This is a genomic window from Flavobacterium sp., assembly GCF_043760115.1.
In the GTDB taxonomy this organism is placed as follows: Bacteria; Bacteroidota; Bacteroidia; order Flavobacteriales; family Flavobacteriaceae; genus Flavobacterium.
This window is the reverse complement of the sequence record NZ_JAYUPK010000021.1, coordinates 17,862-33,577: the sequence shown is the minus strand read 5'-3', so window position 1 is coordinate 33,577 and position 15,716 is coordinate 17,862. Positions and strand designations below refer to the sequence as shown.

Sequence of the window (15,716 nt, the reverse complement as noted above, 5' to 3'; positions counted from 1 at the left end):
TAATCTTTGTAAATTTTTTCAACAATTGAAAGAAGGTTTTTCTTTTAAAATATATTAAATAGTAAATAATTTCGTTTATATCTTTGTAACGTTATTTAGATTTAAAAATGATAAAAAAAATAGTATTTATAATATTTCATTTACTAGTTGTATTGGGTTTTTCTCAAAACAAATCGTTGTGGCAAGGATATTTTTCATACAATCAAATAAAAGATATTTCGCAATCTAGTAATGAGATTTTTGCGGCATCAGAAAACGCTTTGTTTTCTAAAGACATAACAACTGATGAAATAAAAACATTTAATTCGGTTGATGGATTAAAAGCAGAAACCATTTCGGCATTATATTACAGTGAAAGCGTTAAAAAAACGTTTGTTGGAAACAGCAACGGATTATTACTAGTAATTAATGATGACAACTCAATTTTATTTAAAAACGGAATTTTAACAGAAGTTCCAGTTTCGCCATTGATTAAAAAAATTAATCATTTTAATGAATATGATGGTAAAATTTATATTTCTTGCGATTACGGAATTTCAGTTTTTGATTTAACAACATTAGAATTTCAACAAACTTATTATATTGGTCCGCAAGGTTCTTTTTCTAATGTAACTCAAACTTGTATTAGCAACGGATTTATTTATGCTTCTACTAAAGCAAATAATTTAGGAAGTGGTATAAGAAGAGCTAATTTATCCAATCCATTTCTAGACGATTTCAATCAATGGACAGATGTTTCAAACGGAAGCGAATGGAACGGAATTACAGCTTTTGGAACAGAAATTTTAGCCATTAGAACAGACAATTTAGTATTTAAATACAACGGAACTAATTTTGTTCAATTTTCTCAAAGTCCGCAAAGTAATATAGATATTCGATCAGATTCTAATTATCTTACCATTACAACCCATAATCATGTTTATATTTACAATTTAGCATTACAACAAGTGGCTCACATTCTTAGTAGTCAAATACCAACAATTGCTGTTTCTTTTACTTGCGCAACAGTTCTAGACAATACAATTTATATAGGCACAAACGAAAACGGATTAGTTACATCTGCATTAAGTTCTCCAAATACAACTCAGTTTTTAATGCCAAACGGACCAATTAGAAATTATATTTTTAGAGTAAGAAAATCTCCATCTTCACTATTTGCCTTATACGGTACTTATGATAGAGAATATAATCCATACGTTCCATTTGGTCTTGCCGAATTTCCAATAAGTAAATTTCAAGCTAATGTTGGTTGGAGTTTAATTCCGTACACCACTTTATTTGGAGCTAAATCATTATCAAGTATCGCTTTTAATCCAAATAATGAAAATCAATTTTATGTAAGTTCTTATTTTTCTGGACTTTTAAAAGTAGAAAACGATGTTCCAACGCTATTATACAACACAACTAATACTGGTTCTAACGGATTAGAATCATTAGCATTAAGTCCACCAGATCCAAATTATATTGATGTTAGAATTAATGGTCCAGTATTTGACAAACAAGGAAATATTTGGATGACAAACAACAGAGTAAATAAAGGATTAAAAGTTTTAAGAGCTAACGGACAATGGCAATCGTTCGATTTGTCTGATGTAATTCCAGAAACTACATCAGAAGCGTATGCCATTTTAGCAATAGATAAAAACAATACTAAATGGTTACCAACTTTAAGAAACGGATTAATAGGATATAATGAAACATTAAACAATAAATCAATTGTTATAAAAACTGGAACTGAAGGTAATCTTCCGGTAAAAGAAGTAAGATGTGTTGCAATTGATAATAGAAACCAAATGTGGATAGGAACAGGAAGAGGTTTAAGGATAATTTCAAGCGTAGATTCTTTCTTGTCTGAAACAGAAATTCAAACCAAACCAATAATTATTAATGAAGTATTTAATGGTGAAACCTTAGCTCAAGAATTATTTTTTGAACAATTTATAATCGATATTGCAGTTGATGGCGCAAATAGAAAATGGGTTTCAATTGCCGATTCTGGCGTGTTTTTAGTTTCACCAAATGGTCAAGAAACCATTCATCATTTTACTAAAGACGATTCGCCATTGCCAAGTAATACTGTTAATGATATAGAAATAGATGGCGTTACAGGCGAAGTTTTTTTTGCTACAGATAAAGGTTTAGTTTCATTTAAAGGCACAGCAACAAGATCAAGTGAAAATTTAGAAAACGTTTATGCATATCCAAATCCTGTGCGACCAGAGTTTACAGGAACAGTAAAAATATCAGGATTAACAAACCGAGCCAATATAAAAATTACCGATATTGAAGGAAGTTTGGTGTATGAAACAACTTCCGAAGGTGGAACAATAGAATGGGACACAACTGCCTTTGGAAAATATAAAGTTGCATCTGGTGTGTATATGATTTTAGTTGCTGCACAAGATGGAATAGATACTATTGTAAAAAAAGTAATGATAATTAGATAAAAATTTTGTGATTTATAGTTAATGGTTTGTTGTTTTAAAACTATAATCTATAAACCAAAAACAGTAAACAACAAATAAAAAATGTTGGTAAAAACCAAAGCAATTGTAATTTCTACTTTAAAATACCAAGAAAAAAGCTTGATTGTAAAATGCTTCACTGAATCTGATGGATTAAAATCCTACTTTGTTCAAAGTGCTTTTTCTAGTAAAAAGTCTAACCAAAAGATTGCTTATTTTCAACCATTAACCATTCTAGAAATAGAAGCTAATCATAAAAATAAAGGAACTTTAGAACATTTTAAAGAAATAAAACTTGCAACCGCTTTTCACTCTATAAACACCAATATTTATAAAAGCACCATTGTCATTTTCTTGTCAGAAATCATTCATCATTCCATTCACGAAGAAGAAAAAAATCAAGATTTATTTACCTTTCTCGAAACTGCTTTACTTTGGTTAGACAATAACGAAGAAATTGCAAATTTTCATCTAATATTAATGTTAGAAATGACAAAATTTCTTGGCTTTTATCCAGATGATTCTGATATAGAACTAAACTTTTTCGATATAAACGAAGGAATTTTTACACCATTTCACGGAATAAATTCTTTGTCAGAACACGAAACACATTTGTTCAAGAAACTCATCAATTTAAAATTTGACAGCAATCAAAAAGTTTTTGCAGCAATAGAACGTCAAATACTTTTAAAAATTCTACTAGATTTTTACACCATTCACCTCGACGGATTTAAAAAGCCAAAATCGCTCGATGTTTTAAAGGAGGTTTTTTCATAAATTTATTTTCATTATATTTGTTTAATATATTACGTTTATGAACACTTCTTATAGATTTATATCTGATGTTGAACCAACTGAGAATGAGCTTGAATTGCTTATGAAAGATGTTATTATTGATGTAAAAGAGCGTGCCAAAAAAGCTAATTTAAAGTTTAAAAAACTTCAAAAACTTCAAATTAATCAAGCCATAGAAAGACAAATACAAATCAAAAATGGAAGAGTTTAAACCTAAACTTATCATTATTGCTGGTCCAAATGGTTCTGGAAAAACTTCATTAACTTCACAAATTTTAAAACACGAATGGATTGAAGATTGTATTTATATAAATCCAGATAACATTGCAGAAGAAAAATTTGGCGGATGGAATAATTTAGATGCAGTATTAAAAGCTGCTGAATTTGCAAGTAAATTAAGAGAAGATTGCATTGTAAATAAGAAAAGTTTGATTTTTGAAACAGTACTTTCCGCATCCGATAAAGTAGATTTTGTAGAAAAAGCTATCACTAACGGATATTTTGTAAGACTTTTTTTTGTTGGTACTAATCATCCTTCAATTAATGCAAGCAGAATTGCGCACAGGGTTTTAGAAGGAGGACATGATGTACCAATTACAAAAATAATTAGTCGTTTTTCTAAATCTATTGCAAATTGTTTAGTGCTTTCAAAAATAGTAGATAGACTTTATATTTATGATAATTCTATTGATTATGAAATACCAAAACTTCTTTATAGAACCAAAAATGGTAAACTCGAAAAGTTTTATTCAACTACAAATGATTGGGCATTATCTATCTTGGAAAATTGCAAATAAATAACCAAAATCTTTAAATGTGTTAAAAGAGGTTTTTAGTTAAGTAAAATTATTTTTTAATTATTTTTTTAATTTCACTTTGACCGTTATCAAATAATAAATTTAATAAGTAAAATCCAGAAGATAATTCTTTTAATTTAATATCTAAATCATTTTTTGATGAGGATGTAACAACTTCATTTCCTAAACTATCATATATGAAATAATTTATAATTGGTTTATTAGTTTCAATAGTCAAACTAGTATAAAATGGATTTGGATAAACAGAAGTTTTATTAGTTTTAAATTCATAATTGTTTAAATAAGCTCCAGTTATTGGAACATTTAAAGTATTTGCAACAACTTCAGGAATATTTTGTAAAGCAATTTTTAAGTCATTGATAATACAATTACAACGAATATAATTATTCTCGTATTTATCAACATTAAAGTTTTGAAAAATAGTGTTTAACTGGCTATTATTTGTTTGAACAATATTATTATCAGTAGTTAAATAAGAACCATTGCCAGAATTAACTAAATTCATTTTCAATCTATCCGATGCAAAACCTTCTATAGAATTTCCAAAATCAGACTGTGTTGTGTTATAGGAAATGGAGTTTACAACAATAGAGTATGCTAACAATTGATTATAAAGAGTTGTTGCGTAAGAAGCCATACTTGGAATTGACCTAACACTAATAAATGACATTAAATATTCATCAGAAAACTTAAATGTAATTTGAATAGGTTGAATATAACCACCATTATTATTTATAATTTGATTAAACCCAGCATCATTAATTTCATTAAAGTACACATCACTATCGCCAACAACTTGATAAAAATTTGGATTTAATTTTACTTGAAAAAAAGTATTTTGAGAAAAAGCAGATTGAGCCAAACTTAAAAATAAATAAAATAATATAATAGTTTTTTTCATAATTTCATTTTTTTAAAATTTTGTTACATACAAACTTACATAAAATTATATTTATCAAAGGATGTTTTAAAAATAATTCATTAACATACACAAAGGTTTTCTTAATATATTAAAAATAATATTTCAAACTACTTTAATAATCTTTGTGACTTTGCGACTTTGTGGCTAACAAAAACCCACAACACATAACACATAACTCACAACAATTTATTACTTTTGCAAACTGAAATTAGAATACAACTAAATGAGCACAAAATTTACTGAATATAAAGGACTTGACTTACCAAAAGTAGCATCAGAAACCTTAGAATTTTGGAAAGAAAATAACATTTTTGAACAATCTGTAACTTCACGTGAAGGAAACACACCATTTGTGTTTTTTGAAGGTCCACCATCAGCCAATGGTTTGCCTGGAATTCACCATGTAATGTCTCGTGCCATTAAAGATATTTTTTGTCGCTATAAAACTCAAAAAGGTTTTCAAGTAAAACGAAAAGCAGGTTGGGATACGCACGGTTTACCAGTAGAATTGGGAACTGAAAAAGAATTAGGAATTACCAAAGAAGACATAGGAAAAACCATTTCGGTAGAACAATACAACGAAGCGTGTAAAAAAACCGTAATGCGTTACACAGATGTGTGGAACGACTTGACCGAAAAAATGGGATATTGGGTAGATATGGAAGATCCATATATAACATACAAATCCAAATATATGGAAACCGTTTGGTGGTTGTTAAAACAAATTTACAATAAAAATTTACTATATAAAGGATACACAATTCAACCGTATTCGCCTAAAGCTGGAACCGGATTATCATCTCACGAAGTTAACCAACCAGGAAGTTATAGAGATGTTACTGACACAACAGTTGTTGCACAATTTCTAGCAAAAACAGAAACGTTACCAAGCTTTTTACAAGGTTTTGGCGATGTTCACATTTTAGCTTGGACTACAACACCTTGGACTTTGCCATCAAATACAGCTTTAACAGTTGGTCCAAAAATAGATTATGTTTTAGTGGAAACTTTCAATCAATATACGTTTCATCCATCAAAAGTAATTTTAGCTAAAAACCTTGTCGGAAAACAATTCGGAAAAGGATTTTTTGCTTCAACAGAACCATCAGATTTTGAAAATTTTAAAGAAGGCGATAAAAATATTCCATATCAAATTCTTGCCGAATGTAAAGGTTCAGATTTAGTTGGAATTCGTTACGAACAATTAATGAAATTGGCTTTACCATTTCAAAATCAAGAAAATGCATTCAGAGTAATTGCAGGAGATTTTGTTACTACCGAAGATGGAACTGGAATTGTACATACAGCGCCAACTTTTGGTGCCGATGATGCCAAAGTCGCAAAAGAAGCAACGCCAGAAATACCACCAATGTTGGTTCTTGACGAAAACGGAAATCCTGTTCCGTTGGTAGATTTACAAGGTAAATTTATTCAAGGTTTAGGAAATTATTCTGGAAAATACGTTAAAAACGAATATTACAATGATGGCGAAGCACCAGAACGTTCGTCTGATGTAGAAATTGCTATCCAATTAAAAGAAGAAAATAAAGCGTTCAAAGTAGAAAAATACGTTCACAGTTATCCACATTGTTGGCGAACTGACAAACCAATTTTATATTATCCATTAGATTCTTGGTTCATAAAAGTAACCGAAATCAAAGATAGAATGTTCGACCTAAACGAAACCATTAACTGGAAACCAAAAGCAACTGGCGAAGGTCGTTTTGGAAATTGGTTAAAAAATGCTAATGATTGGAATTTATCTCGTTCAAGATATTGGGGAATTCCATTACCGATTTGGAGAACAGAAGATGGAACCGAAGAATTATTAGTTGGTTCTGTAGCCGAATTATATTCAGAAATTGAAAAATCAATCGCTGCTGGTTTAGAAACTGTAAATCCATTTCAAGGTTTTGAAGTTGGAAATATGAGCGAAGAAAACTACGATTTAGTTGATTTACATAAAAATGTTGTCGATAAAATCACCTTAGTTTCTCCGTCAGGAAAACCAATGAAACGCGAAAGTGACTTAATTGATGTTTGGTTCGATTCTGGCGCAATGCCTTATGCGCAATGGCATTATCCATTTGAAAATAAAGATAAAATTGATGGTATTTGTCATTCTGAACTTGGTTCAGAATCTAAAAGCGAAACTTTGAATAAAATTCAAAGTAATGCTTTTCCTGCCGATTTTATTGCCGAAGGTGTAGATCAAACTCGTGGATGGTTTTATACGTTACACGCAATTGGAACATTAGTTTTTGATAAAATTGCTTATAAAAATGTAGTTTCTAATGGATTAGTTTTAGACAAAAACGGACAAAAAATGTCTAAACGTTTAGGGAATGCTGCCGATCCATTTACAACTTTAGCAGAATATGGTGCAGATGCAACACGATGGTATATGATTTCGAACGCCAATCCGTGGGATAATTTAAAATTTGATTTAGAAGGAATTGCTGAGGTTAGAAGAAAGTTTTTTGGAACACTTTACAACACGTATTCGTTCTTTACATTATATGCAAACATCGATAATTTCACTTATGCCCAAGCTGAAATTCCGTTGAACGAACGACCAGAAATTGACCGTTGGATATTATCAGAATTAAATACTTTGATAAAAAATGTTGATGATTATTATGCAGATTATGAACCAACAAAAGCAGCTAGAGCAATATCTGATTTTGTTCAAGAAAATTTGAGTAATTGGTATGTTCGTTTGTGCAGAAGAAGATTTTGGAAAGGCGAATATGAAACTGATAAAATTGCAGCTTATCAAACCTTATATACTTGTTTGTTAAATGTTGCCAAACTTTCTGCTCCAATCGCTCCGTTTTTTATGGATCAATTGTACCGCGATTTAGTTAGAACAACTAAAACCGAAGATTTTACCAGTGTTCACTTGGCTTTGTTCCCAGTTTCGGTTGAAAACTTTGTTGATAAATCGTTGGAAAGCAGAATGATGAAAGCACAAACCGTTTCATCACTAGTTTTATCGCTTCGAAAAAAGGAAATGATAAAAGTACGCCAACCTTTGCAAAGGATAATGATTCCTATACTTGACGAGAATCAACGTGCTGAAATTGAAGCAGTTTCTGACCTTATAAAAGCCGAAGTAAACGTGAAAGAAATACAACTTCTTGACGATGCATCAGGCGTTTTAGTGAAGCAAATAAAACCCAATTTTAAAGCACTTGGACCACGATTTGGTAAAGATATGGGATTGATTTCCAAAGAGATACAATCATTATCGGCTGATCAAATAAATGAATTAGATGCTAAAGGTGAACTATCGCTTGTTATTTCAGGAAATAGTATAATTTTAACTTCTGAAGATGTAGAAATAGCAACTCAAGATATTCCGGGTTGGTTGGTTGCAAATGCCAACGGAATTACAGTAGCATTAGACATTACAATATCACAAGAATTGAAGCAAGAAGGAATTGCAAGAGAATTGGTAAATAGAATTCAAAACATTAGAAAAGAGTCAGGATTTGAAGTTACCGATAAAATAAAAGTTCAAGTGCAAAGAAGTGGAGAATTAGAACAAGCAATACAAAATAATAAAGCATATATTATGTCTGAAACGTTAACAGAAGAATTAAATTTTCTTGATACTGTTGAAAATGGCATAGAAATTGAATTTGACGAGATAAAAACAAAAATAGTAATAACAAAATAAGTACAATAATGATGGTAGATGAAATTGCAAGATACTCTGATGCTGATTTAGCTGAGTTCAAAGAAATAATTTTAAACAAAATTTACAAAGCACAATCCGATTTAGAATTGATTAAAAGTGCTTATATGAATGATTTAAACAATGGTACAGACGATACTTCGCCAACATTTAAAGCATTTGAAGAAGGAAGTGAAACAATGAGTAAAGAAGCGAATTCGCAATTGGCAATTCGTCAAGAAAAGTTTATTCGTGATTTAAAAAATGCACTTTTCCGTGTAGAAAATAAAACGTACGGAGTTTGTAAAGTAACAGGAAAACTTATTGGTAAAGAAAGATTAAAAATTGTTCCTCACGCTACAATGAGTATTGAAGCTAAGAATTTACAACGATAACCTGTTATAAATAATATAATTAACGCTCTTTTTAGAGCGTTTTTTTTATAATTTATACTATTTTTGCACGCAATAAATAAAAAAATAATGAAATTATTTAACTCTATATTTTTAATAGCCATTATTCTACTAGTAGATCAGTTTTCTAAAATCTTAATTAAGACCAACTTATATTATGGCGAAGAAATTCCAGTTTTTGGATTAAATTGGTTCAAACTTAATTTTATCGAAAACGAAGGAATGGCTTGGGGAACAGTTATACCTGGAGAATATGGAAAATTAATTTTAACAGTTTTTAGATTAATTGCTATTTGTGGTATTGGATATTGGATGTATGATGTTTCTAATAAAAGAAAACATATTCTTTTAAGTATTGCAATTGCATTTATTTTCGCTGGTGCATTAGGAAATATTATAGATTCTGTTTTTTATGGAGTTTTTTTTGACGAAAGTACACCAACACACTTAGCGTCTTATTTTTCAGATCAACCTTATGGTACTTTATTTCACGGAAAAGTTGTAGATATGTTTTATTTTCCTATTTGGAAAGGAAATCTACCAACTTGGATTCCTTATTTTGGTGGTGAAGAAGCTAGTTTTTTTAACGCAGTTTTTAACATTGCAGATTTATCAATTTCCATAGGAGTTGGAATATTAATTGTATTCAATAAAAAAGCATTTGGTCCAGCGCCAACTCCACCTCATGTTAGTTATTCTAGTAGTATAAACCCAGACGATTATATAATTAAAAGGTAAAAATAGTAGTTGTTGTAATACAATAATTCAATGAAATATCATTTTCATAAAAATCTGTAAATACCTTTTCTGGTTCAAAAAAACTCAACCCAATTTTTATAGTTTCGGGTTTGCATTTAGATAAAAATTTATCGTAAAAACCTTTTCCATAACCAATACGATTTCCTTTGGTATCAAATGCTAATAGCGGAACAAAAACGACTTCAATTTTTTCTGTTGGAACAATAATTCCGTCAACAGGTTCAGTAATATTATATTGGTTTTTCTTGAATTTTGTCGCATCTGTTAAAAGATAATTGGTCATTTCTTTGGTTTCAAAATCACTTTTAGAAACCACAATTTCTTTATCTTTTCCTTGCAGAATATGAAGAACAAATTCAGTATTAACTTCTTTTAATTCTTCAATTGTTAGAAACAAATGATAGTAGGTTTTATCCCAAATAGCTAATTTTAATAGATTGTTAGCAATGAGCAAACTATTTTCCTCAATTTCAATATCAGAAAGTGAAGCACGTAAATTTTTATATTTTTTTCTAAGTTCTTGCTTATTCATAAGGTAAAAGTAAGATAATTTCAATTTGTTTTCTGTAGAATTTAGAGTTAAATTTGTTTGGATAAAATTTTTAATAAATGGAAGAAATTCAGCAAGCACTAAATCTTAAAGCACAATTAGACGCACTTCGTCCAATTGATAAAGAACAAGAAGCTAGAATAATGCAAAAATTTCGATTGGATTGGAACTATCATTCTAACCATTTGGAAGGAAATTCTTTAACTTATAGCGAAACAAAAGCTTTATTATTATTTGGAGTAACCGCACAAGGAAAACCATTAAAAGACACTTTAGAAATTACAGGACATAACGAAGCAATAAATTGGGTATTAGAAATGACTCAAGGCGAAAGACCTTTAACTGAAAATTTTATAAGAGAATTGCATTCGCTATTATTAAAAGATTCATACAAAGATTCTAAAAATGCAACTGGAAAAATAGTGCCAAGAAAAATAACTTCTGGCAAATATAAATCTACACCAAACCACGTTGAAACTGTTACAGGAGAAATTTTTTATTTTGCATCGCCAGAAGAAACACCTTCTAAAATGTACGATTTACTAAATTGGTACAAAGAAAAAACAAAAGATAAAGAAGTAAATCCGTTATTGGTTGCAGCAGAATTTCATTATAAATTTATAAGAATTCATCCATTTGACGATGGAAACGGAAGAACTGCAAGAATTTTAATGAATTTTATTTTAATGCAATTTGGTTTTCCACCAGTAATTATAAAAACTGAAGATAAAGCCAATTATTTCGCAGCTTTACAACTCGCAGATGCAGGAAATATTGAACCATTTATAAATTATATTGCAATAAATTTAAATCGTTCTCTAGAAATTATGATTGCTGGAGCAAATGGCGAAGATATTGAAGAGGATGAGATTTCAAATAAAATAAAAGAATTAGAATTAAAAATAAAAGATCTAAAATCTAAAAATAATTAAAAAATTCATAGAACAAAAACAGAAAAAGAAAAAAACAATCAGTGAAAATCCGTTTAATCCGTAAAATCCGTGGCTAATTTTAATATTCTGAGATTCCTACGGAATGACAAACTTTACGCAAACATAAATCTCACTTCAAAAAAATCAAAAATCAAAAATCGTTAATCAGCAATCACAAATCTAAATGTCCAATCCTTCTCTAGAATTACAAATACAAACCTTACCAGATAATCCTGGTGTATATCAGTATTATGACAAAGAAGGAAAAATTTTATACGTTGGAAAAGCTAAAAATTTAAAAAAACGTGTAGCTTCCTATTTCAATAAAACACAAGAATACGGAAAAACCAGAATGTTGGTTAAAAAAATTGCAACCATAAAACACATTGTAGTTTTTAACGAACAAGACGCACTTTTACTAGAAAACAATTTAATAAAAACGCTACAACCAAAGTACAATATCAATCTAAAAGATGATAAAAGTTATCCTTGGATTTGCATAAAAAAAGAATCTTTTTCAAGAATATTTCCAACACGTAGAATGGTTAAAGATGGTTCAGAATATTTTGGACCTTACTCTAATTTTAAAATAATCAGCACCATTTTAGATTTAATAAAAGACTTATACCAAATTAGAACCTGCAATTACGATTTAACCCAGAACAATATAGAATCTGGAAAATTTAAAGTATGTTTAGAATACCATATTGGCAATTGCAAAGGCGGTTGTGAAGGTTATGAAACACTAGAAAATTATCAAAAAAATGTTGATGCAATTCGCGAAATATTAAAAGGAAATTTTAAAGAAAGTTTGAAAGATTTTAAAATAAAAATGAATTATTTTGCAAGCGAAATGCAATTTGAAGAAGCACAAAAAATTAAAAATAAAATCGAAAATCTTCAAAATTATCAATCAAGATCAACAGTTTTAAACCCAAAAATTTCCAATATTGATGTTTTTTCAATTGTTTCAGATGAAGCCGTTGCCTATGTAAATTTTCTTCAAATAGCACATGGAGCAATAATTCGTTCCTATACTCTAGAATTAAAAAAGAAACTTGAAGAAACCGACGAAGAATTACTAGAACTTGCAGTAGTAGAACTTCGCGAACGATTTAATTTACTCACCAGAGAAATAGTGTTGCCTTTTCCATTAGACTTTGGCGATAAAATAAAAGTAACAGTACCACAACTTGGCGATAAAAAACAAATTCTAGAATTATCAATTAGAAACGCCAAATATTACCGAATTGACCAATTAAAACAAATACAAATTGTAGATCCAGAACGTCATACCAACAGAATTATGGCGCAAATGCAAAAAGATTTACGCCTCACAGTAGAACCACGACATATAGAATGTTTCGACAACTCTAACATACAAGGAACCAATCCTGTTGCGGCTTGCGTGGTTTTTAAAGACGGAAAACCAGCCAAAAAAGACTACCGACATTTCAATATAAAAACCGTAGTTGGTCCAGACGATTTTGCCTCAATGGAAGAAGTAGTTTACCGAAGATACAAACGAATGCTTGACGAAAATCAATCCTTACCACAATTAATTATTATCGATGGTGGAAAAGGACAACTTTCATCGGCACTAAAAAGCATAGACGACTTAGGTTTGCGCGGAAAAATAGCCATAATTGGTATTGCAAAACGTCTCGAAGAACTCTATTATCCAGGAGATTCTGCGCCACTTTACCTCGATAAAAAATCAGAAACGCTCAAAGTAATTCAAATGTTGCGTAACGAAGCACACCGATTTGGAATCACACATCATCGTGATAAACGCAGCAAAGCCGCACTAAATTCATCAGTTGAAGAAATTCCAGGAATAGGCGAAAAAACAATGTTGACACTCATAAAACAGTTTAAAAGTGTTAAAAGATTAAAATTAGCAACAGAAAAAGAAATTTCTGACGTTGTTGGAGTATCAAAAGCCAAAAAAATTACCGACTTTTACCATAAAATCAATACTATAAATTAGAAGCGAATGGCTTGGGCACTTTTATCTACCATATTCCTGCTTTCCATTACAATTTTTTTCTTTCCAAAAAAGAAAGAAAAAAGATTTTCATTGCAATCAGGGCTAAATAATTTTAGTCTTTTGCAAAAACTCACAACTCACAACCCACAACTCACAACAACAATTCTATTTTCTATATTCTTTTTTCTATACTCTCAAAATTCTTATTCACAAGACACAATTGCTAGAAAAAAAATTGGATTAGTATTAACTGGTGGAGGCGCAAAAGGATTTGCACACATTGGTGTTTTAAAAGTTCTAGAAGAAGCAGGAATAAAAATAGATTATATTGGTGGCACAAGTATGGGTGCAATTGTTGGCGGTTTATACGCATCTGGTTATAATGCAAAACAACTAGATTCAATATTTTCTGTAACCAACTTTGACGAACTTCTGCAAGATTATATTCCAAGAACATCCAAAAGTTTTTATGAAAAACGAAACGACGAAATGTATGCCATTTCATTACCATTTAATAAGTTTAGTATTGGAGTTCCAATTGCATTATCTAAAGGATTGTACAATTATAATTTAATTGCTAAACTCACACATAATGTGCGCCATGTAAGAGATTTTAATAAACTTCCAATACCATTTCTTTGCATAGCAACAGACATTGAAACTGGTAAAGAAGTACTTTTAAACAAAGGTTATTTACCACAAGCACTATTGGCAAGTTCTTCTTTTCCAACACTTTTTTCACCTGTAGAAATAGACGGAAAAGTACTAGTTGATGGTGGTGTTATAAATAATTATCCAATAGACGAAGTAAAAAAACTTGGCGCAGATATTATAATAGGTGTAGATGTTCAAGACGATTTAAAAGACAGAAATTCTTTAAAAGAAGCAACACGAATATTGGTTCAAATTTCCAACTTGCAAATGATAAACGGAATGAATGAAAAAATAAAACGAACCGATATTTACATAAAACCAGACGTTCAAAAATATTCAGTAATATCATTTGATAAAGGTAAAGAAATTATAAAAAAAGGCGAAGAAGCTTCGTTTATAGTTTATGAAGATTTAAAAAAGCTAGTAGTTAAAGACAATAAATACATTAAGCCAAACTTAAAATGCATAAAAGACAGCATTCAAATAAATAGAATAGAAATTAACGATTTAAATAATTACACAAGAGCTTATGTTATAGGTCAATTAGGATTTAAACCTAATACTAAAATAGGTTATGATCAACTAGAAAAAGGAATAAATAAATTAAATGCATCTGGTAACTTTAGCGCAATTGGTTTTCAATTAAATAAATCTAACGCATCAGATGAACTAAATTTAAATTTAACAGAAAGTAATAATAAAACCTTTTTAAAATTTTCTTTGCACTATGATGGATTGTATAAAAGTGCAGTTTTAACTAATCTTACTCAAAAAAAGTCACTGTTTAAAAACGATGTTTTATCATTAGATTTAATTTTAGGGGATAATTTTAGATACAATTTAGATTATTACATCGATAACGGATTTTATTTTAGTTTTGGTTTTAAGTCAAGATATAATCAATTTAATAGAAACGTTGCAACAGATTTTAGTGATGGAGAACTATTTACACAATTAGGAATTAATACATTAAATATAGATTTTTCCGATTTTACAAACCAAGCTTATGTACAAACTATTTTTAAACAAAAATTTCTAATTGGCGCTGGAGTCGAATTAAAACACATTAAAATAGTTTCTAAAACTCTTGGCGATGTTTCATCAAAATTTGAAGACAGTGATTACGCAAGCGTTTTTGGATATTTAAAATACGATTCGTTTGACAATAAATATTTTCCCAAAAAAGGATGGTTTTTTAATGGCGATTTGCAATCGTACTTGTATTCAACTAATTTTTCTGGTGACTTTAATAGATATTCAATAGTAAAAGGCGATATTGGAATTGCAAAAACAATCTACAAAAAATTCACAATTAAATTACAAACAGATGCAGGATTTGCCTTTGGAGAAAAAAGCGTTTCCTTTCAAGACTTTGTACTTGGTGGTTACGGCTACAATGCAATAAACAATTTTAAACCATTTTATGGCTACGACTTTGTTTCCATTGCCGCCAACAGTTATATAAAAGCTTGCGGAACAGTTGATGTTGAGTTTTATAAAAAAAATCACTTAAATTTTTCAGCCAATTTTGCCAATGTCGAAGAGAATTTATTTTCAACAGGAAATTGGATTGCTACGCCACAATATTCGGGTTATGCAGCAGGTTATGGTTTAGAATCTAGAATTGGTCCAATAGAAATAAAATATTCTTGGTCGCCAGAACAGCCCAAAGGTTTTCTATGGTTCGGAGTAGGATTTTGGTTTTAAAACACAGAATTTGCAAAAATTTGTGAAATATT

12 protein-coding genes are annotated in these 15,716 nt (G+C 29.8%); 10 read left to right on the top strand and 2 right to left on the bottom strand.

Annotated features, from left to right (window positions below; all coding sequences use genetic code 11):
- The first annotated feature begins 107 nt into the window (after window positions 1-107).
- From ACH2BC_RS01790 to ACH2BC_RS01775, 4 genes are all read left to right on the top strand, one after another.
- Window positions 108-2,447 (top strand): T9SS type A sorting domain-containing protein, encoded by a 2,340-nt coding sequence (locus ACH2BC_RS01790; protein ID WP_395052254.1) that lies wholly within the window; start codon window positions 108-110, stop codon window positions 2,445-2,447.
- An 81-nt stretch (window positions 2,448-2,528) separates the two neighbouring features.
- Window positions 2,529-3,242 carry a DNA repair protein RecO gene (recO, locus tag ACH2BC_RS01785; RefSeq protein WP_395052253.1) on the top strand — a complete coding sequence of 238 codons (714 nt, stop codon included), beginning with the start codon at window positions 2,529-2,531 and terminating at the stop codon, window positions 3,240-3,242.
- Window positions 3,243-3,279: 37 nt separating this feature from the next.
- Window positions 3,280-3,471, top strand: a complete 192-nt coding sequence (locus ACH2BC_RS01780) for a hypothetical protein (RefSeq protein WP_395052252.1) — start codon at window positions 3,280-3,282, stop codon at window positions 3,469-3,471.
- Window positions 3,458-4,057, top strand: a complete 600-nt coding sequence (locus ACH2BC_RS01775; RefSeq protein WP_395052250.1) for a zeta toxin family protein — start codon at window positions 3,458-3,460, stop codon at window positions 4,055-4,057. The genes ACH2BC_RS01780 and ACH2BC_RS01775 overlap by 14 nt, the downstream gene beginning before the upstream one ends.
- Before the next feature lie 49 nt (window positions 4,058-4,106).
- Here ACH2BC_RS01775 and ACH2BC_RS01770 read toward each other — a convergent pair whose 3' ends face one another.
- Window positions 4,107-4,979, bottom strand: a complete 873-nt coding sequence (locus ACH2BC_RS01770; protein WP_395052249.1) for a T9SS type A sorting domain-containing protein — start codon at window positions 4,977-4,979, stop codon at window positions 4,107-4,109.
- Between the two features lie 244 nt (window positions 4,980-5,223).
- Between ACH2BC_RS01770 and ileS the strand changes: the two genes are divergently transcribed.
- The 3 genes from ileS to ACH2BC_RS01755 all read left to right on the top strand — a co-directional run bounded on the left by ileS (window position 5,224) and on the right by ACH2BC_RS01755 (window position 9,830).
- Complete coding sequence (gene ileS, locus ACH2BC_RS01765) at window positions 5,224-8,682, top strand: isoleucine--tRNA ligase (RefSeq protein WP_395052248.1); 3,459 nt, start codon at window positions 5,224-5,226, stop codon at window positions 8,680-8,682.
- An 11-nt stretch (window positions 8,683-8,693) separates the two neighbouring features.
- Window positions 8,694-9,074 carry a TraR/DksA family transcriptional regulator gene (locus ACH2BC_RS01760; RefSeq protein ID WP_395052284.1) on the top strand — a complete coding sequence of 127 codons (381 nt, stop codon included), beginning with the start codon at window positions 8,694-8,696 and terminating at the stop codon, window positions 9,072-9,074.
- 87 nt (window positions 9,075-9,161) lie between these two features.
- On the top strand, window positions 9,162-9,830 hold the full coding sequence (locus ACH2BC_RS01755; RefSeq protein ID WP_395052247.1) for a lipoprotein signal peptidase: 669 nt from the start codon (window positions 9,162-9,164) through the stop codon (window positions 9,828-9,830).
- On the opposite strand, the gene ACH2BC_RS01750 is transcribed toward ACH2BC_RS01755, so the two are convergent.
- The gene (locus tag ACH2BC_RS01750; protein WP_395052246.1) at window positions 9,820-10,383 is read right to left on the bottom strand and encodes a 5-formyltetrahydrofolate cyclo-ligase; all 564 of its coding nucleotides are present in this window, start codon (window positions 10,381-10,383) and stop codon (window positions 9,820-9,822) included. The two genes, ACH2BC_RS01755 and ACH2BC_RS01750, sit on opposite strands and share 11 nt — an antisense overlap.
- Window positions 10,384-10,460: 77 nt before the next feature.
- On the opposite strand from ACH2BC_RS01750, the gene ACH2BC_RS01745 reads away from it, so the two are divergent.
- The 3 genes from ACH2BC_RS01745 to ACH2BC_RS01735 all read left to right on the top strand — a co-directional run bounded on the left by ACH2BC_RS01745 (window position 10,461) and on the right by ACH2BC_RS01735 (window position 15,684).
- Window positions 10,461-11,333 (top strand): Fic family protein, encoded by an 873-nt coding sequence (locus ACH2BC_RS01745; protein WP_395052245.1) that lies wholly within the window; start codon window positions 10,461-10,463, stop codon window positions 11,331-11,333.
- Window positions 11,334-11,517: 184 nt separating this feature from the next.
- On the top strand, window positions 11,518-13,323 hold the full coding sequence (uvrC, locus tag ACH2BC_RS01740; RefSeq protein WP_395052244.1) for an excinuclease ABC subunit UvrC: 1,806 nt from the start codon (window positions 11,518-11,520) through the stop codon (window positions 13,321-13,323).
- Window positions 13,324-13,329: 6 nt separating this feature from the next.
- Window positions 13,330-15,684: a patatin-like phospholipase family protein gene (locus ACH2BC_RS01735; protein WP_395052243.1), complete on the top strand. Its 2,355-nt coding sequence runs from the start codon at window positions 13,330-13,332 to the stop codon at window positions 15,682-15,684.
- Window positions 15,685-15,716: the final 32 nt, after the last annotated feature.